This window comes from Polynucleobacter arcticus, from assembly GCF_013307205.1.
GTDB lineage: Bacteria > Pseudomonadota > Gammaproteobacteria > Burkholderiales > Burkholderiaceae > Polynucleobacter > Polynucleobacter arcticus.
Window position 1 is genome coordinate 1,412,719 of record NZ_CP028940.1, and the last position, 24,380, is coordinate 1,437,098.

Sequence of the window (24,380 nt, forward strand, 5' to 3'; positions counted from 1 at the left end):
CTTGTCTTATTCCCATTCGATTGTTGCCGGCGGTTTTCCGCTGATATCGTAGACCACGCGATTGATACCGCGCACCTCATTAATAATGCGATTCGATACCTTACCAAGTAAATCATATGGCAAGTGAGCCCAATGTGCAGTCATAAAGTCTTGAGTTTGGACTGCTCTCAAGGCGACCACATACTCATAGGTTCTGCCATCGCCCATTACGCCAACAGACTTCACTGGCAAGAACACAGCAAAGGCTTGGCTAGTCAGGTCATACCAAGATTTCTGACTGGCTTCATCAATCGTATTACGTAACTCTTCAATGAAAATGGCATCAGCACGTTGTAATAGGCTTGCGAATTCTGCTTTAACCTCGCCCAGAATACGAACACCCAGACCAGGCCCCGGGAATGGATGGCGATAGACCATCTCGCGCGGCAAACCTAAGGCAACACCCAGTTCACGCACTTCATCTTTGAACAATTCACGCAAGGGCTCAAGTAGCTTGAGGTGCATATCTTCCGGTAGACCACCTACATTGTGGTGACTCTTAATCGTATGCGCGCCCTTTTTGCCTTTACCAGCAGACTCAATCACATCAGGATAGATAGTGCCTTGAGCAAGCCACTGGGCATTTGCAATTTTGCTGGATTCAGCTTGGAAAATCTCCACAAATTCTTTACCGATGATTTTGCGCTTGGCTTCCGGATCAGCAACACCAGAGAGCTCTGACATGAATTTATCTTTAGCATCGACTCGGATTACTTTGACGCCGAGATTGCGAGCGAACATCTCCATCACCATATCGCCTTCGTTTAAACGAAGTAAGCCATGATCAACAAATACACAAGTAAGCTGATCACCAATAGCGCGGTGGATCAATGCTGCGGCGACACTAGAATCTACCCCGCCTGATAAACCCAGAATGACCTCTTCATCACCCACTTGCTTACGAATATGCTCCACTGCTTCGCTAATGTAGTCACCCATGACCCAGTCTGGCTTGCAACTACAGATCTCATGCACAAAGCGACCCAGCATCGCCTCGCCTTGCAAAGTATGAGTCACTTCAGGGTGGAACTGGAATGCGTAGAAACGACGATCTTCGTCAGCCATACCGGCAATTGGGCAAGATGCTGTTGAAGCCATTAACTTAAACGCGGGCGGCATCGTCGTTACTGAATCGCCGTGACTCATCCACACTTTCAGAATGCCGTGACCTTCGCTAGTAGAAAAGTCTTGTATGCCTTTTAGCAAATTGGTATGTCCGTGCGCTCGCACTTCAGAATAGCCAAACTCACGTGCTTTACCCAAGGACTCTGCGGAAGCAACTGCACCGCCAAGTTGGGTTGCCATCGTTTGCATACCGTAGCAAATCCCGAGAACAGGAACACCTAACTCAAATACGATTTGCGGAGCGCGAGGACTGCCCTCTTCTGTAACGGAACTGGGTCCGCCAGAAAGAATGATGCCCTTACCACCCTGCTCTTGAATGAACTTACGAATGAATTCTGGGTCGCAATCGTAGGGGTGGATTTCTGAATAGACACGTGCATCACGCACGCGTCTGGCAATCAGTTGGGTGACTTGTGAACCAAAGTCGAGAATCAGTATTTTGTCGTGCACGAAAGGGTCAGTCTTTAATTCAGCCTTAATTTCAGCTTTTATTTACTTGTTAATCAATATGGTAATTCGGCGCTTCCTTGGTGATCTTCACATCATGCACATGCGACTCGCGCACACCCGCCGAAGTGATTTCCACAAAATTCGCTTTCTCATGAAGCTCATCAATTGTTTTGCAACCGAGATAACCCATTGAAGAACGAATACCGCCGGTCAGTTGATGCAAGATCGCCAATACGCTACCTTTGTATGGAACTTGACCTTCAATGCCTTCTGGCACCAGCTTCTCAGCGTTTGCCGCGCTAATATCACTTTGGAAATAACGATCGGCAGAACCATCAGCCATCGCACCCAAAGAACCCATACCGCGATAACTCTTATATGAGCGACCTTGATACAGGAACACTTCTCCAGGAGCTTCTTCAGTACCAGCAAACATGCCGCCCATCATCACGGAGCTTGCGCCAGCAGCTAAGGCTTTCGCAACGTCACCGGAGTAACGCACACCGCCATCAGCAATTAAAGGAATGCCAGTACCCTTGAGTGCAGCAGCAACATTCACAATGGCACTGATTTGTGGAACGCCAACACCAGCAACAATGCGGGTAGTACAGATAGAGCCGGGGCCGATACCCACCTTAACGCCATCAGCTCCATGATCAGCTAAGGCCTTGGCAGCCTCACCAGTCGCAATATTTCCACCAATCACTTGAATCTGGGGATAGTTTTTCTTGACCCACTTCACGCGATCTAATACGCCTTGGCTATGGCCATGGGCAGTATCAACCACAATGACATCAACGCCCGCACGAACCAAGAGTTCGATACGCTCATCATTATCAGGACCAACACCAACGGCGGCGCCAACTCGTAACTTGCCTTCGCTATCTTTACAAGCGTTTGGATGCTCCGTGGCTTTCAAAATATCTTTAACTGTAATTAAGCCGCGTAACTCAAAATTGTCATTAACCACTAGCACACGCTCTAGGCGATGATGGCTCATCAAGCGCTTCGCCTCTTCTAGCGAGCAACCTTCTTTAACTGTAATCAACCGTTCACGCGGAGTCATCTTCGTTTTCACTGGCGCATCCAAGTCTTCTTCGAAGCGCAAGTCGCGGTTAGTGATGATCCCGACTACCTCTTTGCCAGTAAGAACCGGAAAACCAGAGAAACCGTATTCACGAGATAGTTGAATGACTTGACGTAACGTGGCATCCGGGCTGATCGTGATGGGATCACGTAGAACACCAGATTCATAGCGCTTTACTTTGGCCACTTCCCTAGCCTGCTCTGCGGGCTTAAGGTTTTTATGAACAATACCAATACCACCCTCGCTGGCCATGGCAATTGCCAATCGACCTTCGGTCACGGTATCCATTGCAGCCGAAACTAATGGCGTATTGAGTGAAATATCTCGAGTTAACTTACTTGCCAGACTGGCATCTCGAGGGAGTACCGAAGAATAAGCCGGTACGAGGAGCACATCGTCAAAAGTGAGTGCTTTTTGAATGAGTCGCATGCAAAACCCCTAGTCACAAAAGACGATTATAGCCTCCTGGCCTTTCTTTTAGCTGCAGCAGCCTGGAATTTGGCATCTTGATTCTGGTTGGCCTTCTTGCGCCGTACCGCCTTGGGGTCCACTAACAGTGGTGAGTAGAGCTCTAGACGATCGCCATCATAAATAGGACTATCCCAGTCTTTACGTTTACCAAAGACCCCAAAACAGCCTTTTCTAGCAATTACTGGGTCTTCAGAGCTTGTTGCAATACCAGCTTTTTGAAGCGCTAATCCAACCGTAGCACTCTCATCTGGACTGAAGTCCAGTCTAAATGGGGTTAGTTGAGGCTCCCCTGCCCTAGCATCGCAGATCAGCAGGTTCAGGCTAGCCATGGGTCTACTGCCCATCCAGGTCTTCAGCTCGCTTCACAAAGCAATCCACAAAAGTACCGGCAATATGACCAAACACTGGCCCAATGATCTTATCCAAAATCACGCTTTTGAACTCCCAATGGAGCTTAAACTCGATTTTGCAAGCATCTTCCTTAAGCGGAGTAAAGTTCCATTGACCCGAAAAATGCTTAAAAGGGCCATCCACAAAGACCATATCAATGGTTTCTGGGCGGTGATTGATGTTTCGAGTCCGAAAGTACTGATTAATGCCCTTAAAGTGGATATTAATTTTGGCATCCAAAACAGTCTCGGTTTGCTCAAAAATTTCCACCCCGCCGCACCAGGGCAAGAATTCTGGGTAGCGCGCAACGTCAGTTACTAAGCCGAACATGCGGTCGGCTGATTTGCCAATTAAAACGGTCTTGTAGACGTCTGCCATAATCGATCTTGAGAAGCTAAATAAATATGAGTATCGTCGATAACAAAAAAGCCTTCTTCGATTATTTTATCGAGGAACGGTTCGAGGCAGGACTGGTTCTGGAAGGCTGGGAGGTAAAAGCCATCCGCGCTGGTCGAGTGCACGTCAAAGAAGCGTATGTCGTCATCCGCCAGGCGGAGCTATTCCTGATCGGCTGCCACATTACCCCCTTACTATCCGCCTCTACCCACATCGTCCCCGACAGCACTCGCACTCGCAAACTTTTACTCAATGCCATTGAGATTAAAAAACTCATTGGCAAAGTTGAGCAAAAGGGCTGCACCTTAGTACCCCTGAATTTGCATTTCTCCAAAGGGAATGTGAAATGCGAAATCGGTCTAGCCCGAGGCAAGAAACAGCACGATAAGCGCGCAGCAACCAAAGAGCGTGAGTGGGAGGTCCAAAAAGGACGTATTGCTAGAGGCGATCTCAACGCGTAAAGCAACAAAATGATCAGTGCGCCCCTTTGCCTGCAGCAAGGGAGGCCATTTATATGTCGGTCCAAAGAAACAGTTTCCTGTAGGGGTAAGGTAAAAACCCCGCCCCCCAGAATGCAAATGACCTAGATGATGTGGCTGACCCACTAGATCATGCAAGCCTCAATAAAACATCTTCAATACTGTCTTATTTGCGAGAAGTATTGGAAGCCCCTGCCATCTCGTGACCGAATTTGCGCAAGTCCTCGCGCGGATTGCGAACTACCTCCCCAATTGGCACTATTAGCACATGCATTCGCTCCAGTGCCGACGCATGGCACATTGACAGCATTTGCACTAATCTCCGTTTGGGTTAATGAAGCAGTTCTCACATAGGTGCCGTTTTGCCAATAAATTGAAGAGCTGTATGGACGAGATGTAGCAATGGGTAGCCAACTCACAGCAAATGAACCTCCAGTACCAACATAGGTTTTCATTGAGTCAATGCTTGAAGTAGTGAACATTGGATAACTAGCAGTGAGTGCGTCTTGCGTGTTTTGCGGGGTAAAGTGCACGCGATTGACGTAGGTGATAGTGCTGTTATCGCTCAGCGTGATTACAAACCTAAATGGTTGGCCAGGCTTGATGGCATTAATTTGGGCGTCCGATAAAAAGCCCGGCACGCCATTAATCGAAGCCGCTCCAACCGTTCCAGGCCAAAATGCCAAATAGGAATCGCTTGATGAGCTGACGCCATAAGATCCTGTCATGCCATAAGCAAGCCGAAGTACTGCATTACATCCGGCAGGTGATACCGATTGAGAGATCGACATAAACCCAGAACACGCACTCTGCCATTGCCCATTGGAAAGATTTCCTTTGTTATACAAAGTAATACCTGCGGAAGGCAAGACAGGATTTACAGTGCTCGCATCACTTACAACTACTTTAGTTGGATAGACATTAGCACTATAGCCACGAGTTCTTAGTGCATTGGCATTAACGTAAATATTCAGGCCTGTCTCGTAACGTACACCGCCAGTAAAGACATTCTGAATTCTCTGTACGTTAGCCTCTATGAAAGAGTTCACCTCTCTCTGATTGCCATAAAAACGCCATCCTTCATCGCCACCACTAGCTAGGGCAGGATATTTTTTAACAACCATATAAGAGCTACCATGGGCTTCACCAAAGGCAGCCAAAGAATTATCAGCAGCAAACTGTATCGGGAATTTAACCACCCAAAGTGTGCCTGTGCTATCTAAGGGGCGAATAATCTGGGGTTTTAAGAACTTTAAATTATCGTAAGTGCTTTGGGTCAACATGTATCCAAATAAACCCTGACAAAAAACGCCCACACTATTGGCAGAACAGCTAGAAGTAGCATCTCGCCAATAGTAGCCATCATGCAAATAACTATCCGAAGTTCCTTGAGGATCAAATCCCTGGCATGCGCTTGCCGGGGAAGCTACAGTACCGCGGGCAGAGGCAGAAAGTGCAAAGCAAGTTTGTAACTTGCTACGGAGTGATTCCAAATCGGAGATAGCCAACATATTCGCTGCAGAAAATGCTGGCAAATTAGAGGCGTTGCTAGCGTTTGGTAGGGCTCCCGAATTGATTGCAGAAGAGGTGTATGCAGCAGTGGCATTAGCACCCGCAACCAAATCATTACTGCCGCCCTGCATACCCGCAGAAGTAGTAATTGTGATTCCACCATTAGAGCGAGCGTCGATTGTGACGTTGTCTAGTAATTTGTCATATGCAGCATTAAAGGTGCCACTAACAAAAGAGCCTGTTACGCCCAATGCATCTGCAAGATTAGCTAAAGCTGCCGAGAAAGCGGCATCAGCAGAACTAACATCTGCAGCTGTCTTTGTGGTGCCTGATGTTAATGCAGCAGGATCTCCAGAAGAACTCAATGAAGCTGCGATCGCATTAGTCACTTGGTTAACGTTTGCAGTGCCAGCGGTTGGCGCTAGAGAATAAATAGTTGTAGAGCCTTCACCAACAGTGCCCTGGGCCTGAACGGTAAATGGCGCCTTGTATTTTGCGGTATCTACAGGCAGCGTATAAACCCCATTTGAGTCAGCAGTGGTGGTACCTACGGTAGCGCCACTCGCATCAAACACAGTAATGGTTGCTCCAGCTAAGGGGGCTCCAGTTGCCGCAGTACCTGACAAACTACTATTTGAGGAAGTTGTGGAGCTTGAAGAACCACCACCTCCGCCGCAAGAAATCAGGGCCATGCTCAATACTAGAAGAGTAGTCGCTTTAAAACAAATGCCAATGGAATAAATAGATTTCATGGTGACCCTATTAGCACATCATCAATATAGATTAGATATCTATAACGATAATATAATTTAGTACTAATAGTTTGAAATGGGTTGACCCTATTGGTGATAACCCCAATATTCAGCGCAATAGTTAGATAAGGCTGATAAAAATCCACCTAATTAGCTGACCACCCCCAGAGCTAGAAACTAATTGCTACCAGGGGTGCATCCGTCAGAATGTATTAAGCCTCTTTCTTACCCAACATTTCCCAAGTAGCCACTACGCTATCTGGATTGAGGGAGATCGAAGTAATTCCCTTGGCAACCAACCAACGCGCGAAGTCTGGATGATCTGAAGGGCCTTGACCACAAATACCAACGTATTTATTTTGCTTAAGACATGCCTCAATTGAACGGGCAATCATGAACTCCACCGCTGGGTCACGTTCATCAAAATCGATTGCCAACAATTCCATACCGGAGTCGCGATCTAGACCGAGGGTTAATTGAGTCATATCGTTTGAGCCGATTGAGAATCCATCAAAATGCTCGAGGAATTGGTCAGCCAAAATAGCATTCGATGGGATCTCGCACATCATGATCAAACGCAAGCCATTAACGCCACGCTTAAGGCCGAGATTTGCCATCATGTCGATCACGCGCTCTGCCTGCTTAATAGTGCGTACAAACGGCACCATGATCTCGACGTTATCTAGACCCATATCCTCACGAACACGCTTCATTGCCGCGCACTCTAAGGCAAAGGCTTCGCCGAAATCTGCTGATACGTAACGGGATGCGCCACGGAAACCCAGCATTGGATTTTCTTCATCAGGTTCATAGCGTGAACCACCAATGAGCTTCTTATATTCATTTGACTTGAAGTCAGATAAACGGACGATCACGGGTTTTGGATAGAAGGCAGCAGCAATAGTTGCAACACCCTCAACCAATTTATCTTCATAGAACTGACGCGGACTTGCATAGCCACGCGCAACGCTCTCTACTGCACGCTTGAGATCGGGATCAATATTGGGATATTCCAATACTGCACGTGGGTGCACGCCGATGTAGTTATTAATAATGAACTCGAGACGAGCTAAGCCAACACCAGCATTGGGGATTTGGCAGAAATCAAAAGCCAACTGGGGATTACCAATATTCATGGTGATCTTCACTGGAATCTCTGGCAATACACCGCGAGAAACTTCAGTCACTTCAGTCTCGATCAAACCATCATAAATATGGCCTTCATCGCCCTCTGCACAAGAGACAGTCACCATCATGCCGTCCTGCAAATGCTCAGTAGCATCGCCACAGCCTACTACCGCAGGCACACCCAACTCACGCGCAATGATTGCTGCATGACATGTACGGCCACCACGATTCGTCACGATCGCAGAAGCGCGCTTCATCACTGGTTCCCAGTTGGGATCTGTCATATCAGCAACTAATACGTCACCTGGCTGAACACGGTCCATCTCACTGGGATCACGAATAATGCGAACTGGACCTGCACCAATCTTTTGACCAATCGCACGACCCTTAGCCAATACTTTTGAGCTACCTTTTAACTTGTAGCGCATCTCGACTTGGCCTGCAGCCTGACTCTTTACCGTCTCTGGACGAGCTTGCAAAATATAGATATGGCCATCTTGTCCATCTTTACCCCACTCGATATCCATTGGACGACCGTAGTGCTTCTCGATAATGACAGCGTATTTTGCCAACTCTGTAATGTCCGCATCTTCCAAAGAAAAACGATTACGCTTTTCTGGGGCAACATCCACAGTCATTACCTTCTCAGCAGAACCTGCTGGGGCAAATTGCATCTGGATTAACTTAGAGCCTAAAGATCGACGAATAATCGCCTTCTTGTCTAAAGCTAAAGTAGTTTTGAAGACATAGAACTCGTCAGGGTTGACAGCGCCCTGCACTACGGTCTCGCCCAAGCCATAGCTTGAGGTGATAAATACGACATCCTCAAAACCTGACTCAGTATCTAAAGTGAACATCACACCGGCTGCGCCAAGGTCAGAACGCACCATACGCTGAATACCGGCAGACAAGGCCACCTCAGCATGAGCAAAGCCCTTGTGAACACGATAAGAAATCGCACGATCGTTATACAAAGATGCAAACACTTCACGAATCTTCTTCAGAACATCATCAATGCCTTCAACATTCAAGAAAGTTTCTTGCTGGCCGGCAAAAGAAGCGTCAGGCAAGTCTTCTGCTGTAGCAGAAGAGCGTACCGCAAATGAGCCCTTACCGGAGTCGTCTAGCTTCTTGAAGGCAATGCGAATTTCTTCGTCAAGCCGCGCCTGAAATGGTGCCGCTTCAATCCAGCCACGAATCTCTTTACCAGCTTCAGCGAGAGCGCGAACATCATCAATATTGAGATTTTCTAAACGCTTCTGAATGCGCTCAGTCAAATTGTTGTGCTCTAAGAAATCACGAAAAGCCAAAGAGGTAGTGGCAAATCCAGTGGGGACTCGCACACCCGTGGAGGACAACTGAGAAATCATTTCACCTAAGGAAGCATTTTTACCGCCGACCGACTCTACGTCAGTCATACGGAGTTGCTCAAAAGGCAAAACATAAGCATTTACTACATCATTACTTTTTTGCTGTGGGTTGGACATAAAATACTCTCTAAAGATAAGGAAACTGGTCGAGCGGCCGAATACAATACGGCATACTTTATTAACCATCTATTGTAGTGCTGACCCAGACTGTTAGGCCACCCTCATGAGTACCCAAACCCGCATTGTTTTTATCGTTTCTGATGGCACTGGCATTACTGCCGAGAACTTCAGCCAGTCGATTTTGGCTCAATTTGAGGCCACTTTTAAGCATATTCGGGTCCCTTTTGTAGATAGCCCTGAAAAAGCCCATGATGCGGTTTCTAGCATAAATCAGGCTGCTTCTAAATATGAGGTTCCACCCATCGTTTTCACCACGCTGGTAAATCCTGAAGTGAATACCATTGTCGGTAAAGCCAATGGCCTCATTTTGGACATGTTCCAGACTTTTGTGGCGCCATTGGAACAGGCTCTCGGGGTTAAATCCACCCATGCGATGAACCGTCTTCATCACAATGCAGATACCGAGGCTTATAAAAACCGTATTGAGGCTATTAACTACTCATTGGCCCATGATGATGGTCAATCCAATAAAAATCTAGCTGAGGCTGATGTCATTCTGGTAGGCATCTCTCGAGTCGGTAAAACACCAACCAGTCTCTACCTTGCTATGCAGTACGGAATGAAGGCAGCTAACTACCCTCTCATTCCGGAGGATTTTGAGCGCGGTCAATTGCCAAAAGATTTAATCCCCTACCGTAGTAAGATTTTTGGCCTGATGATTGATGCCGAGCGCCTGTCAGAAATCCGCAATGAGCGACGCCCTGGCAGCAACTATGCCAAGCTAGAAAACTGCCGTTATGAGATTAATGAAGCTACTGCCATGATGAAAAAAGAATCCATTCCTTGGGTAGTCACCACTAGTAAATCGATTGAAGAGATTGCCACCACGGTGTTGCAGTCCATTAAGTCGGATAAAACAATTCTGGGCTAGAGAGGTACTTTGTAATAACTAGTTTCGATCTTTAACAAACATGCGGTAAAGCCTAGTGAAAGCTGCTTCCCGACAAAGAGCAGTTTTTGTAGCGCGGCCCTTCACGCTAGCAATTCTTCATCCGCTAGGTCATCAATTTAAGTACTCCAGGAACCAACAGCAGTATAAAAAAGCCACTCCGAAGAGTGGCTTATCCTGAGGTCAAAAACCAAAGACTACAACTAGATCAATAAAGACTTGTTGGGATAGTCGCAACATATCCATTAAGAGTTTGAGCGCCGGGCCTATAAACACCCAATAAATTATTTTGATAGACAGTATCGGCAGTAGTCGCTGTAGAGCCAGGGAAAGCGGCCTGATTTCTTAGAAGTATCTGCTGGTCCTGGGCGACTACTAAGGAACCAAGAAGCTATTTGTAGCCAAAGAAAAGCCACCCGAATGAACTGACCCCCAGTAGTTGGACAGTTTAGTTAGGTTAGCACGAGGGATTGAGTTCGGTATTTCACCGGGCTTAATCCCTTTAGTTTTTGTTTGATTCGATCATGGTTGTAGTAATGGATATATTCTTTAAGTTCTGTTTTAAATGATTCGATACTTTCAAACCTTCTCCGATAGAAGAACTCTGTTTTCATAATCCCGAACCAGTTTTCCATCACTGCGTTATCTAAGCAGTTACCTTTTCTAGACATGCTTTGAGTAATGCCTTGCTGGTGTAGGGCCTGTTGATACAGCCCCATTTGGTATTGCCAGCCCTGGTCTGAGTGCAATACTGGCCTGTCTTCATTCTTGAGTCGTTTGAAGGCGCTCTTTAGCATCTGCATTACTGAGCTAATCTGTGGTCGATCAGCAATCTCATAGGAGATGATCTCTTGGTTATATAGATCCAGGATGGGTGAGAGATAAACTCGCTCGCCCTTGATATTGAACTCAGTCACATCAGTCACCCACTTTTGATTGGGTGCTTTAGCTATAAAGTTGCGCTCTAACAAGTTAGGGGCTGCCTTACCCACAGACCCCTTATAAGACTGATAGCGCTTGGGCCTCACAAGGGACTTCAGTCCTAGTTGGCCCATCAGCTTTTGCACGGTCTTGTGGTTTAGGTATTGCTGTTGATTACGCAGCTCTAAATGTACCCGCCGATAGCCATAGCGACCCCGATGGGCATTAAAGATCTGGGTGATATGCTCTTTAGCCCCCTGATAAGGATCAGCTTTACTACTGGCTGCCCGCCAGTAGTAGTAAACGCTTTTAGCCATCTTGGCGATGAGTAGTAAGTCTGGTAAACGGTAATGCGGCCTTAGCTCAGTAATTACTTGGGCTTGTTCTCTTTTACTGCTTTGCTCTGAGCTAAGGCTTCTAACTTTTTTAGGTAGGCAGCCTGTGCTTCGGCATACCCCAAACGTCTTCGCAACTCTGCCGGCGTGAGCTCCGAGATAGGCTTTTTGAGTAATGCTTTGATATTAAATTGGGACATCGGCGGTTGTCCTCTCTGTCGATTGGCAAGGGCTGTAATACCGCCTTCATTGTAGAGTTTTTGCCATTGCAAAATGGTGGTCATACTACCAATCCCAAAGTGGGCAGCAGCTGGCCTAGCTGATATCTGATACTGTGCCATGTACTCTAGAACCTGTACTTTGAACTGCGGGGAGTGGCGTTGGTAGCTAGGATTAAGACCACTATGGCCACGTGCTTGATAGGCTAAAGCCCATTTGCGGACATCTGAGTGACTAATCTCAAATAAGTGACTTACCCGCTTAAGACCACCTGACTTTAGAAACTCTTTAACTACCTTTAGCTTGAACTGCTTGCTGTACTTGCTCATAAAACAAAACCCCCTTGGTTGGACATAACGTCCAACTTTTGGGGGTCAGTTCACAAAGGTGGCTTTGGAGAATTCATTAACTTTAGTAAGTTTTTTAAGAAAAATATACTTCTGAGAGCGCTACTGGTGCGGGATCACCCTCATGATCAGGATCTCTTTTGGAAAGTTTGCATAAAGCTTTTAAGGAGCGCAAGTTCCTGTGTTATTGGCACTAACTGAATTGCCCGCAGAACCAAATATTGAAACACCAGTATTGCATGCTTGATTGGGCACTGGAGATGTAAGAGTGGATGGAGCTGCATAACCAAAGTAATTGCCAGTAACCGTATTATTAATGCCAGTTAATGTGATTCCGTTGCCAGTATTTGCACTGATATAAGCTGTTACTGTGCTAGAAGTGGTCACTGTAGAGGGTGTTGGTCCTACAAAGTTACCAGTACCGGCAATCAATATTCCACCTAAACCATTTCCGAAGCCAGTACCTTTTACAAGAGTAGTTGCAAGGCCGACTGAGGCATTGAAAACGTAATTTCCAGTAGCACCAGAAGCAATTTCAATACCGTAACGCGCATTTCCAGAGAAAGTATTTTGTGGAATCACCGAGCCGTTATAGCCTCCAATATTGTTATTGTTGCCACTAACTTTAATACCGCTACCGCCGTTTCCGAAACCGGTTACTGGTGGATTGGTTAGAACCCCAGTGCCTTCGGTATTTAAACCAACTACGTTAGGATCTACAGTCACACCTGTTGCATTCGCTGTAAGCTCAATACCATGGCCCACATTGCCAGACATCACATTTGTACGAATGAGGTTATTTAAGCCCGTGGAGTCAATAGTAATACCATTACCCTGATTAGGCGCCGCTCCTTGAAAGGCGTAAAGACCGCCAAAGGTATTAAAGGTGGTAAAGCCGCTAGCAGTACCTGCCACTCGAATACCATCCCTTCCATTGCCCGCCGATACGTTGCCTAAAGGTATAACGCCACCAACTTGGACACCCGCAGATGTTCCACTAACATGAATTCCATCTACTGCATTGGGAACCATGGATGCATTATTTGCACCAGCGCCGAAGAAATTAGCCTGCACCAAAATAGCATTTGAGTTGTACACATACAATCCATGCCTACCATTGCCGCTCAACACGTTGTAATAAATAAATGGATTGTCTTGAAATGTACAACCAATGAGTTGGTTGTTGTTTGCATTGGTAATATTTACACCATCAATACCATTACCTATCGCTGAAGTTCCGACATTGTTTGTACCAATAAAGTTGCCACTGAGAACGGTTAACTCGGCATAAGAGTCAATCAGAACCCCATTCTGAGTGTTACCAGAAATCAGATTGCCTAATGGAGGCGCAATTGAAACAATGGGAACTGTACCTTTATTGCCAGTAGGATTATTGGTTTGTCCAGTGGCAGCATTGTAATAAGCGGTCCCGCCGATGGTATTTTCAGTAGCGTAATAGGTAACCCAGATGCCATTCTTTTGATTGCCGATAGCCGCCGTTCCAGCTGGATTAGTCCCGATAGCATTGGCCTGAATCCTATTGCCTGCACCACCATAAATCTGAATGCCATTCTGTGTATTACCTGAGATCACATTGGAATAAAGACCGGAAATACTCTTAGGATTTGAACCAATCACATTATTAATAGAGGTAGATGAAATATAAATTCCATTTCCTGCATTACCGGCAGCAGCGCCATTCAAATTCAGTCCAATGTAGTTACTTAATAAGCTATTGCTGCCATCATTTAAGGTAACTCCGTTTGAGGTGGATCCATAAATAGATAGTGCATAGATACCAGAACCAGCCGAGCCACTATTGAAATTAAAACCTGTTCCCACATTCGCAAAATTCACCGCAACAAGTGGTGCCGTAGTCGTATTTCCAGCGGTGTAGCCAGGTGCAGTAGTGCCATCAATAAGCACTTTATTGGTGATCGCTGGCAAACTACTTGCCAATGTAATCACACCATTAACGGAGAAAGTGATTCCTGAATACTGCGACGATGGAGCGCTATTTACAGAAGAGATGGCCGCCCTAAGAGAGCCGGTGCCTGAATCGCTTAGTGTGCTAACTACATAATAGGTAGTTGGTGGGGTATTAACGGCGCTATTGCTACTACTACCTCCACCACAAGCCACTAAAACTAAGGATAGGGCAGATATTAATGCAATAGATATATGGCGAAAAGATAGAGGTGATTTGAAATTCATGGTTAGTGCCTTATGTAATTAAATCATTTTATACTTGAAAAATAGATAACACGCAAAATTTACCTAACAAAATGAATAGCCTGCAATAGGCTTCATCAAACCTCCAATACATCAGCGTCAGTTAAAGGAGGGTCCAAAAAATACCACTCTAAAGGTTAGTATTTTTCATTTCTAGCTGGCCCAGCAAGACTTGAGTCTTGACTCCAAAAACTTCAGATGGCACAACTTACCCCACCCAATTGATCGATAGGAGTTATTCGCTATCTAGGAGCGAGGGATGCAAAGCAGTCATCTGAAGATAAAGGAAGCTAGCGATCTAGCATCCAGATGCGGTTGCCGTCGGTACGCTGACGTTATTTGTTGCTGGAAGACTTGACCAAGATGGATCAGAAGAAGTGATTGGCAACATATAGGCCCAGTGAGTTAATCCAGTAGAGGCAATACCAGATGACATTTGCATTAAAAAAGCAGGTTGACCACTAGAGCTTGTCAATATCCCAGATCCAACAGTGACAAGACCGCCAAAAAAGCCTAAAGAAACTGTATTGTTCGCAGTCACTGATCCAACAATGGTGGCTGAGGTCCATGAAGCACCATTATTTGTACTTGTAAAAGAGCACCCTAAAAGATAGCCTCCATTGGCAGAAGTAAAGTGCCAGATTGTTTGATCACTTACTGCAGTAGTTTTTGGATTAGTCGAAGAGCTGTAAGAGTACGCCAAGGTATAAGCTTGAGGCACATACCAGAAAGTATTCACAAAAGCAGATAAATCTTTTGTTGCAAGCGTTGATGGATTGGATTGAGCCTGTACGCTATCCCCTGCACCACATCCCGACAATGCAAAATTTACTCCTAAGGCGCAGCAAAGCGCAAGAGTCTTTAGGGTTTTATTTTTTATAATCGTGATCATTATTTTTAGTGGTTAATAATTAAATCTAAAAATCTAGAAGCATTTAAAAGTGAGTATGCATTCCCATTCCAAAGCTACAAGAAACTTTCTGAGACTGTGAATGTGTTCCCACAACAAGACTAGCTCGATAAATCAGCGCTCACTAAGCACGTCTGACCCGCAGAGTTTCAAATAAACACACTGCTGCTGCAGTAGAAACATTGAGTGACTCTACGCGTGGATCAATTGGAATCGAAACGCTTTTTGCCTGGGCCATAAGATCTGTAGAAACGCCGTGACCCTCGCTACCCATCACCCAAGCTACCGGATGAATCAACTCCTTACGCATATTGAAGAGCTCTAATTCCCCATCAGCGATAGCGGCAAGTAAAGGCGCAGTCACTGCACTAAGGACTTGTTGGGTAGACCAACCTTCGTAAAGATCGAGTAAGCGGTGTGCGCCCATGCCGGCCCGCAACACCTTGCTAGACCATAAGTGTGCACAACCGGTAAGTGCAACAACTTGAGTAAAGCCAGCAGCAGCGGCAGTACGCAAAATAGTGCCGACATTACCTGCATCTTGTATACGATCCAAAATAACCACATCACCATCAAGAGTAGCGACAGACTGTTGAGGTGCTAAAGCAGATTGAGGTAAATTCAGAAGTCCAGCAATATGCGGAGCGTTGACTAAATCAGATAGCAAATCCCATAAGCCTTTATCTAACTGATAGACACGAGTCTCCGGGCAAATCTCTACATGGTCATATACAGCTTGGGCAATCTCTGGATTTTGTAAGCCGATCTCGGAGGTAATCAGAAACTGGAGGGCTGGATCACCAACCCAAGTTTGCACTAAATGAATGCCCTCAAGCAAAGCTTGCCCACAGGCAAATCTGGCCTTTTGGCCCTTAGGGCCTGTAGCCTGCAACTGACGAATCTCTTTAAATAAAGCATTGTCTTTTGAGGTAATAAATTCAATTTTCATAGTCTGGATTATCGACTATGCAGGGCCAGCACATTGCGAACGGGCGAAAAGCTCCGGCGGTGTTGATCACAGGCGCCAAATTTCTTTAAGGCGGCAAAATGTGCCTCCGTTGGATAACCCATATGTTGCGCAAACCCATATTGCGGATGGAGATCATGCAGGGCTATCATTTGATGATCGCGTGTAACCTTTGCCAAGATGGATGCTGCTGAAATAGCCGGCTCTTTGGCATCACCTTTGACGATAGCCTCAGCGGATATAGGAAGTTCTGGACAGCGATTACCATCAATTAATGCCTTATCAGGCCAGCCACCCAAACGCGTAGTCAGATCCTCAATAGCCCGGCGCATAGCCAGCATAGTTGCCTGCAGAATGTTGATCTGGTCGATCTCTATTGGACTAGCCTCTCCAATGCCCCACGCCTTTGCCTTTAGCTGGATCTCCCCAAATAAAAACTCGCGTCTTGCAGCGGATAACTTTTTGGAATCTTTTAAACCAGCAATAGGATTCTCAGGATCGAGGACAACTGCACCAGCAACAACTGCCCCTGCCAATGGACCACGCCCTGCTTCGTCAACACCGCAAACCCAAATGACGCTCACACGTTAGTCCGTTTTTTAGTCGCGGCAATCGTTTGTGCTACCGCTTGAGCAACTAACAGACCTGTTGGTCTACGCAAAGTCTCATGCATTTGAGCAAAGCGGGTATTGAGTTGATGCACTTTATTGGGGTTGTTCAACCAGGCCAATAAGGCATCTGCCAACTTACTCGGAGTAGCATCGTCCTGTAGAAGCTCTGGGACAACGAACTCTCCGCATAAAATATTAGGAAGCCCTACATAAGGCAGATATCCTTGGCGCTTCATAATCTGGGCGGTCAACCAAGGCACCTTATATGAAATCACCATCGGCTTTTTCCAGAGCGCTGCTTGTAAAGTAGCGGTGCCACTGGCAATTAACACTACATCAGCAGCTTCAAGCACTGCATCTGCTTCGCCATCAATGAGATAAATATGCAGGTCAGGATTTTTCTCTAGGGCGGCTTCAAGCAAACCCTCCAGCGGTATACGCAAACGTGGGGTTGCCACCGGGATGACAAAATGAATTAACTGTCCCGGCAAACGGCTCACAAGCTCGGCAATGGTTTCAAAAAAGATGGGGGCGATCAGTTCGATCTCAGAGCCGCGACTACCAGGCAATACTGCGACAACAGTTCCATCCAGCGCATTACCAGGAAGATTAAGTATTGTCTCGATTCGCTGTTTGGCAGTAGTGGGATTAGGCTCCAGTGGAATTTCACTCGCTAAGGGATGCCCAACATACGTTGCACTGATACCAGCCCGCTCATAAATCTCAGTTTCAAATGGAAAAATACAGAGCATTCTTTCTACAGCTTGCTTGATCTTAGTAATGCGCCCTGCTCTCCAGGCCCAAATAGAAGGAGACACAAAATGCAGAGTCGGAATGCCAGCTTTACGTAAAGCCAATTCAACTCCGAGATTGAAATCAGGTGCATCAATACCCAGATAGACATCGGGCCGATCATCACCCAGCAGATTAGCAATCAACCCCTTACGAAGCTTGAGGATGGCGGGCAGTTGTTTGATTGCTTCAACGTAACCGCGAACACTGAGCGTTTCCATAGGCCAATCGGAACGCAGACCCTCCGCCTGCATGCGTGGGCCACCAATGCCGTAGACCTCCAAATTAGAGGTATCTGGTATCTGCTTGAGAGCACTCAGTACTGGCGCAGCCAGTAAATCACCCGAAGGCTCTCCAGCAACACAAGCAAGTTTAGACACTAGGCCTGCTTTATCGGACAATGCCGCGTGTAGAGGCAGCAATGAAGTCGTGGAACTCGGTCAGTTTTTCTGCAGTAGCGGCATCGGCAGCACTAGCCAGCGCCATCTTCTGAATTTCTACCTTAGCTTCTTCAAAGCTCAAGCCATCTTTGTAGAGAACCTTGTAAGCCTGACGTAATGCAGAAATTGTCTCGCTCGAAAAACCACGACGCTTCAGACCCTCTACATTGATACCATGCGGAGAAGCTTTGTCGCCAGCAGCAATCACAAACGGCGGAATATCCTGCACTAATGCAGAAGCGCCACCGAGCATCGCATGCTGGCCGATACGAACAAATTGATGCACACCAGACATGCCGCCCATAATTGCCCAATCACTCACTTGCACGTGACCCGCAATTTGCGCATTACTTGAAAAAATGGTGTTATTGCCAATCTGACAATCATGCGCAATATGAACATAAGCCATGATCCAGTTGTCATTACCAATACGGGTGATACCTTCATCTTGGGAGGTCCCCGTATGAATGGTGGTGAACTCACGAATCGTATTGCGATCCCCAATAACGAGCTGGGTAGGTTCGCCACGGTATTTCATATCCTGCGGAGCGCCGCCAATAGCTGCAAAGTGGGCGAAGGTGTTCTCCTTGCCAATCGTGGTGTAACCCTCAATCACCGTGTGGGAACCTATTTTGCTGCCAGCGCCGATTTTGACATTGGGTCCAATAACAGAGTAAGGACCGATCTCCACATCACTGGCGATTTCAGCTTTGCTATCAACTACAGCAGATACATGAATCCGAGTCATTACGCACCTTTCGTACGAACGGCGCAGGTAATGTTGGCTTCCGCAGCGAGCTCGCCATCCACCGTAGCTTGTACTTGAAATTTATAGATACCAGCCCGTTCACGCTCTAGCTTAGCAGTCATGATGAGCTGATCACCAGGTAATACCGGCTTTTTAAAACGAGCACCATCGATACCTGCAAAGTAGTACACAGCATCCTCAGCACGCTCTTCAGAGAACGTCAGCAAGGCTGCAGTTTGGGCAAGTGCTTCAATAATTAAAACGCCTGGCATTACCGGAAAATCCGGAAAGTGCCCCTGAAAAAAAGGTTCATTCATGGTGACGTTCTTGAGGGCTGTAATACTTTGGCGTGGCTCAAGCTCCAACACGCGATCAACCAATAAAAATGGATAACGGTGCGGCAACAACTTCAAAATTTGGTTGATGTCGATCGCGATGGGTTTGCTCATGTGTATACCTACTGAATAAAGTGACTAGTTTTTTGTAATGACAAAGCTATTTAGACTGATCTAATAGCCGCAAGCGTTGACGTATTTTATCGAGACCTCGCAGAATAGCCGCATTTTTCTCCCAAGCACTATGGAGCATTGATGGGTATACACCGGTGTAATGTTGCCCTGGTTCGGTGATAGAGCGAATAATCGAGGTATTACCAGATACGGTTGTTCTATCAGCAATCGTCAGATGCCCAGCAAAATTGGCTGCGCCGCCAATAATGCAAAAATTTCCAATTTTGGTGCTACCTGAGATGGCAGCACAACCGGCAATAACACAGCAATTGCCAACCACTACGTTATGTGCAATTTGCACTTGGTTATCAATCTTAGTTCCATTGCCAATGATGGTATTACTCATGGCCCCACGATCAATGGTGGTGGATGCACCAATTTCTACATCATCGCCAATTACAACAGCACCCGTTTGCGGGATCTTGACCCACTCGCCACCCGTAGCAGAAAAGTCAGGAGCAAAACCAAACCCATCGGCACCGATCACTGCCCCGCTATGAATAATGCAACGCTCACCAATAGTCGTGTCTGAATAGAGAGACACATTGGGATAAATCAAAGTATCACTACCAATACTGGAATTGCTTGCAACAGATGTATTGCCTAGCAATATGACACGCTCACCCAATTTTGCGCCAGGACCAATTTGTACAAATGGTCCAATATGACAGGATGCAGGAATGATTACAGAAGAATCTATTGCAGCACTGGGATGCACACCCGGTGGATAAATAGGCTCTGATGTCTTTGCAAAGTGCTGGGCTATTCTGGCAAAAGTTGCATAGGGATTTTTGGCAACAAAGTAAACCCGTTGCCCAGAGTGAACACCAGGATTTGACTGCAGAAAATCCAGGTCTGCTTGGCTAACAATTAATCCGCCAGCAACACTATCGCTAGCCTGCTGGCGATAGAGTGGGTTGGAAAGAAAGGAGATTTGGCTCGCTTGGGCTCGCTCAAGAGGAGCCAAACCCATCAGCGAAAGAGTGCCATCCCCCACCAAGCTAACTTGAAACTGTTCGGCCAGCTCGATGGCGGTCGGCATAAAACTTACTTGAGACTATTCAAGGCCTTGATGACATCATCAGTCACATCAACCTTAGGATTTGCATAGGCTGGATCTTGAATAATGACATCAATTTTTCTTTGCTCAGCAATTTGCTTGAGAGCTTGATTGGCTTTCTCAGCAATTTTGGCGCGCTCTTCAAAATTTCTCTGATTGAGTTCTTCGGTATATTCGCGTTGTTTACGTTGCAGATCACGATCTTGGTCAGCCAATTCACGTTGACGACGAACACGGTCTGCCTCGGACATTACCGCAGAGTCACGATCTAATTTTTCAGCAGCAGACTGAATTTTTTGAGCGCTGTCACGAATTTCATTCTGGCGCTTCATGAATTCATTCTGCAATTTAGTCTGGCTTGCTTTTGCCATATTTGACTCGTTGAATACTTTTTCAACGTTAACGGCAGCCACTCGAGTACCCGCATCTTGAGCAAATACTTGCGGTAATGTAATTGCGTATATGACAGCAATTAAGCTGTATTGAATCCATTTTGAAGACTGATTGAGCTTCATAACACTTTCCTTAACAATTAAAACGCGGTACCTACTTGGAACTGCAAACGCTGGATATTATCCGTTGGTAACGATTTGATCGGAATACCGTAACTGAATTTGAGCGGCCCCAAAGGTGATATCCATGATAAACCTAAGCCATAAGAATATCGCAAGACAAGATTGATATTTTCGTTGTACACATTACCGCCATCCACGAAGCCGAAGACACGCAGGGTTTTATCTACACCCGATCCTGGAACGGGAACGGTATATTCCACATTGTTGACGATTTTTGACTGTCCACCTGTGGGCTGATTTAGGCCGGTAATAGTGTTAACGTAGGTCGGACCAAGCGATCCAGGCGCATAACCACGGACCGATCCGATACCGCCAACATAGTAGTTTTTAGTAATCGGGAAAGGATACTTTCCGTAAGCTTCGCCATAACCCACTTCGCCGTTGTAGGACAGAATGTTACCCTTCGAGAAAGAGTGATACTTCTGATATTGACCAAACAATCGGTAGAACATCATGTTACCAACCGGAGTTCCCACTTCAGCACTGAGTTGTTGCAAGGATCCTGTCGATGGAACCAAAGTGCTATCTCGACCATCACGTGACCAACCTACTGTAATGGGGACGTTATAAGTATTGAGAGTCGCCGGATAACCAGGCGCGGCAATGCCGTAGTCCTGCATGTAATTTAGGTACGGAGTAGGTGTATTCACGCTAGACTGGATCTGGAAAACCTCAAAACCAGTACCAAAGAAGACCCTATCGACCTCGGTATAAGGAACACCAAACTTGATGTTAGAACCAACCGACTTAATTTGATAATCAGGGTCACCGGTGTAGTACAGCGGCTTAGATGAGCGGTAGTACAGATCAGTGAAGCGACTGATTCCGTCCTCAGTGAAGTAGGGATCGTAATTGGATAAAGCCAAGCTTTGGTTGATCTTACCGAGAGAGAAATTCAAGCCAACCGCTGTACCAGTACCAAAAGCATTCTCCTGATTAATACCGGCAGACAAGATTAACTTTTCAGTAGATGAAAAACCAGCGCCAATAGTAATCGCGCCCGTTGGCTTCTCACTCACCTTTACGTTCACGTCAACCTGGTCAGGGGATCCTGGAACGTCCTGTGTTGACACATCGGTCTCAGTAAAGTAACCCAAACGGCCTAAGCGTTTTTTGGATAAATCGATCTTTTCGCTATCGAACCAAGAGCTTTCAAATTGACGCATCTCGCGACGAATCACCATGTCGCGGGTCTTGGCATTGCCAGTGACATTCACTTGACGCACATAGACGCGGCGACCCGGATCAATAACGAGTGTTAAATCTACCTCACTCAGATCGCGGCGAATATCTGGCTGCGGGTTAATGGTTGCAAAAGCATAACCATAAGATCCCAGAATTTCTGCAATGGCTTTGGTGCTCTCAGTTAACTTCGCGGACGAGAATGTATCACCCGCCTTGAGCTTCACCAATTGAATCAGTTCAGCCTCTTTGCCCAGTAAATCACCAGCTAAACGCACATTCTTAACGGTGAACTTATTACCCTCACTAATACTAACTGTGAGGAAAATTCCTTTTTTATCCGGGGTGATGGAAACCTGAGTAGATTCAATCACAAACTCGAGGTAACCACGGTTGAGATAGTAAGAGCGAATGTTCTCTAAGTCAGCAGTCAGCTTTTGCTTAGAATATAGATTGTCTTTGCTATACCAAGATAGCCATCCACCAGTCTTAAGCTGCATCTCACTTTTAAGAGTGCTTTCGCTAAAGACACTATTACCAATGAAGTTTATTTCCTGAATTTTCGCTACAGGACCTTCATCGATATTGAAATAAATAGCCACTTGGTTTCGCTCCACCGGAGTCACTGTTGCGACTACCTCGGCTGCGTACATGCCTTTACTGACATATTGGCGCTTGAGCTCTTGCTCGGCCTTGTCGATCAGGGCTTTGTCGTAAAAACGGGCTTCGGCAACCCCAACGGCTCTCAAGGATTTACGAACTACTTCTTGGTCAAACTCTTTCATCCCAGTAAATTCAATCCGGGAAATAGTTGGACGCTCTTCCGCAATCACAATTAAGACATTACCTTGCGCCTGGATCTGTACATCTCGGAAAAAGCCAGTGCTATACAAAGCTTTAATTGATTCAGCACTCTTATCTTGGGTAAAAGTGTCGCCTACCTGAACCGGCAAATAACTAAATACGGTTCCTGGCTCTACTCGCTGCAAACCTTCGATACGAATATCTTTAATAACAAAGGATTCGGCCGTTTGCGCATGAACACTGAAGCTGGTAGCAACAATCAGGGCGACCTGGATAAGAAATCGGGGTACAGAGCGAAATGAAGGGATCAAAAAATTCAAGGTGAAAAGTAGCGTTGCAAATCATTAAACAAGGCTAGCAAGGAAAGGGATATCAGTAGCAAAAACCCCACTTTTTGGAGCAATTCCTGCGCGGATAAAGAAATTCGCTTTCCTGTAACCAACTCCCATGCATCATACAGGAGCTGACCCCCATCTAGCATTGGCAAAGGCACTAAATTCAAGAGTCCGATACTGATACTCATAAGCGCTAAAAAGGCGACAAATGGTTGCCAACCCACCTGGGCAGACTTTCCCGCCATATCCGCAATACTTAAAGGTCCACCAAGCTGTTTTAAGCTGGCCTTTCCGGTAAATAAACCGAGCATTAGCCGTACGGAAACCTTGGTGATTAAGAACACCCGCTCACTTGCAAAACTAAGAGCGTCAATAGGGCCTAGTTTGAGCTCTTGCCAGTCGGAGGGTGCGCTGACTTGCGGAATTAGCCCTAAAGCCTGAAATGGGTCGGATTCTGGTGCAATTTGCGGTAAATCAGCCTGTTTAAAGGATTTAATGTGGCGGCTACCGGAAGTATCTTGAAGCTCGAGAGCAAAACCCTGCTCACCGGTAATGGCATCCAATAGGAGCCAACGTAAAGCATTCCAACTGGGAACGGGATCAAATGCTCCCAACATCGGAGCGCCGCTGCGATCAGTGGATAGAGATTGCCAGCCAATCACCTGGTCACCTGCTACGACTCCCAGTTTTGCTGCTACAGATTGCTCAGGGGGTGCTTGGAGCCGAGCAGGTAACTGGGGTACACCAGACACATAAATTACCGAAAACAAAATAACAGCGAATAAGAAATTAGCAAACGGTCCTGCTGCGACGATTAAGGAGCGCTGCCAGAGTGGCTTTACATCAAAGGATTCTGGGCGCTCTGCAGGGCTAATCGATTGCTGACTATCGCGCCCATCCAATAATTTGACGTAGCCCCCTAGTGGAATGGAAGCAATAACCCACTCAGTCCCATTATTAGCTCGGTAAGTAAATATCGGTTTTCCAAACCCCAAGGCAAAGCGCAGGACTTTCACACCGCACAAGCGTGCCGACAAAAAATGGCCATACTCATGAAAACTCACCAACACGCCGAGGGTGACTAAAAATGCAGCAAGGGTAATTAAAGTTTGCACAAATATAGCA

The 24,380-nt window shown here is 46.3% G+C and carries 20 protein-coding genes; 2 read left to right on the top strand and 18 right to left on the bottom strand.

Translation table 11 applies throughout. The features are described from left to right. Positions 1-6 precede the first annotated feature (6 nt). Genes guaA through DN92_RS07200 form a run of 4 tightly spaced genes read right to left on the bottom strand, consistent with a single transcriptional unit; the run spans position 7 to position 3,940 of the window. Positions 7-1,614, bottom strand: a complete 1,608-nt coding sequence (gene guaA, locus DN92_RS07185) for a glutamine-hydrolyzing GMP synthase (RefSeq protein ID WP_173960593.1) — start codon at positions 1,612-1,614, stop codon at positions 7-9. Positions 1,615-1,663: 49 nt separating this feature from the next. Continuing rightward, a complete protein-coding gene (gene guaB / locus DN92_RS07190; RefSeq protein ID WP_173960594.1) occupies positions 1,664-3,130 on the bottom strand; it encodes an IMP dehydrogenase in 1,467 nt (488 codons plus the stop codon). Between the two features lie 26 nt (positions 3,131-3,156). After that, positions 3,157-3,501, bottom strand: coding sequence for an RnfH family protein (locus DN92_RS07195; RefSeq protein ID WP_173960595.1), 345 nt, complete (start codon positions 3,499-3,501; stop codon positions 3,157-3,159). Between the two features lie 4 nt (positions 3,502-3,505). Further along, the gene (locus DN92_RS07200; RefSeq protein WP_173960596.1) at positions 3,506-3,940 is read right to left on the bottom strand and encodes a type II toxin-antitoxin system RatA family toxin; all 435 of its coding nucleotides are present in this window, start codon (positions 3,938-3,940) and stop codon (positions 3,506-3,508) included. A gap of 26 nt (positions 3,941-3,966) precedes the next feature. Here DN92_RS07200 and smpB point away from each other — a divergent pair, with 26 nt between their 5' ends. Further along, positions 3,967-4,419 carry an SsrA-binding protein SmpB gene (gene smpB, locus DN92_RS07205; RefSeq protein ID WP_173960597.1) on the top strand — a complete coding sequence of 151 codons (453 nt, stop codon included), beginning with the start codon at positions 3,967-3,969 and terminating at the stop codon, positions 4,417-4,419. 173 nt (positions 4,420-4,592) lie between these two features. Here the strand turns inward: smpB and DN92_RS07210 are convergent, their stop codons facing one another. After that, positions 4,593-6,701 carry a carboxypeptidase-like regulatory domain-containing protein gene (locus DN92_RS07210; RefSeq protein ID WP_173960598.1) on the bottom strand — a complete coding sequence of 703 codons (2,109 nt, stop codon included), beginning with the start codon at positions 6,699-6,701 and terminating at the stop codon, positions 4,593-4,595. Positions 6,702-6,913: 212 nt separating this feature from the next. Beyond that, entirely contained in the window at positions 6,914-9,316 is a 2,403-nt protein-coding gene (gene ppsA, locus DN92_RS07215; protein WP_173960599.1) for a phosphoenolpyruvate synthase, read from the bottom strand. Between the two features lie 106 nt (positions 9,317-9,422). Between ppsA and ppsR the strand changes: the two genes are divergently transcribed. Next, positions 9,423-10,250, top strand: coding sequence for a posphoenolpyruvate synthetase regulatory kinase/phosphorylase PpsR (ppsR, locus tag DN92_RS07220; protein WP_173960600.1), 828 nt, complete (start codon positions 9,423-9,425; stop codon positions 10,248-10,250). Between the two features lie 470 nt (positions 10,251-10,720). On the opposite strand, the gene DN92_RS07225 is transcribed toward ppsR, so the two are convergent. From DN92_RS07225 to DN92_RS07280, 12 genes are all read right to left on the bottom strand, one after another. Further along, positions 10,721-12,072 (bottom strand): IS3 family transposase gene (locus tag DN92_RS07225; protein ID WP_437342745.1). Its coding sequence is split into 2 segments (ribosomal slippage): positions 10,721-11,610 and positions 11,610-12,072, totalling 1,353 coding nucleotides; the frame shifts between segments, so codons are not numbered across the junction. A gap of 180 nt (positions 12,073-12,252) precedes the next feature. Beyond that, positions 12,253-14,304 (bottom strand): beta strand repeat-containing protein, encoded by a 2,052-nt coding sequence (locus tag DN92_RS07230; RefSeq protein ID WP_173960601.1) that lies wholly within the window; start codon positions 14,302-14,304, stop codon positions 12,253-12,255. 316 nt (positions 14,305-14,620) lie between these two features. Beyond that, on the bottom strand, positions 14,621-15,214 hold the full coding sequence (locus tag DN92_RS07235; RefSeq protein ID WP_173960602.1) for a hypothetical protein: 594 nt from the start codon (positions 15,212-15,214) through the stop codon (positions 14,621-14,623). Positions 15,215-15,356: 142 nt separating this feature from the next. After that, complete coding sequence (locus DN92_RS07240; RefSeq protein WP_173960603.1) at positions 15,357-16,181, bottom strand: TrmH family RNA methyltransferase; 825 nt, start codon at positions 16,179-16,181, stop codon at positions 15,357-15,359. Between the two features lie 8 nt (positions 16,182-16,189). Further along, positions 16,190-16,783 (bottom strand): ribonuclease HII, encoded by a 594-nt coding sequence (rnhB, locus tag DN92_RS07245; RefSeq protein WP_173960604.1) that lies wholly within the window; start codon positions 16,781-16,783, stop codon positions 16,190-16,192. Continuing rightward, positions 16,780-17,982 (bottom strand): lipid-A-disaccharide synthase, encoded by a 1,203-nt coding sequence (gene lpxB / locus DN92_RS07250; protein ID WP_173960605.1) that lies wholly within the window; start codon positions 17,980-17,982, stop codon positions 16,780-16,782. Before lpxB ends, rnhB begins: the two co-directional genes overlap by 4 nt. Before the next feature lie 10 nt (positions 17,983-17,992). Beyond that, entirely contained in the window at positions 17,993-18,790 is a 798-nt protein-coding gene (lpxA, locus tag DN92_RS07255; RefSeq protein ID WP_173960606.1) for an acyl-ACP--UDP-N-acetylglucosamine O-acyltransferase, read from the bottom strand. Beyond that, a complete protein-coding gene (gene fabZ, locus DN92_RS07260; protein WP_173960607.1) occupies positions 18,790-19,239 on the bottom strand; it encodes a 3-hydroxyacyl-ACP dehydratase FabZ in 450 nt (149 codons plus the stop codon). The genes lpxA and fabZ overlap by 1 nt, the downstream gene beginning before the upstream one ends. Before the next feature lie 46 nt (positions 19,240-19,285). Next, positions 19,286-20,341, bottom strand: a complete 1,056-nt coding sequence (gene lpxD / locus DN92_RS07265) for a UDP-3-O-(3-hydroxymyristoyl)glucosamine N-acyltransferase (protein ID WP_173960608.1) — start codon at positions 20,339-20,341, stop codon at positions 19,286-19,288. Positions 20,342-20,346: 5 nt separating this feature from the next. Then, positions 20,347-20,874 carry an OmpH/Skp family outer membrane protein gene (locus tag DN92_RS07270; protein ID WP_173960609.1) on the bottom strand — a complete coding sequence of 176 codons (528 nt, stop codon included), beginning with the start codon at positions 20,872-20,874 and terminating at the stop codon, positions 20,347-20,349. Positions 20,875-20,891: 17 nt separating this feature from the next. Then, on the bottom strand, positions 20,892-23,240 hold the full coding sequence (gene bamA / locus DN92_RS07275) for an outer membrane protein assembly factor BamA (protein ID WP_173960610.1): 2,349 nt from the start codon (positions 23,238-23,240) through the stop codon (positions 20,892-20,894). Next, positions 23,237-24,370 carry a M50 family metallopeptidase gene (locus tag DN92_RS07280; protein WP_173960611.1) on the bottom strand — a complete coding sequence of 378 codons (1,134 nt, stop codon included), beginning with the start codon at positions 24,368-24,370 and terminating at the stop codon, positions 23,237-23,239. Before DN92_RS07280 ends, bamA begins: the two co-directional genes overlap by 4 nt. Positions 24,371-24,380: the final 10 nt, after the last annotated feature.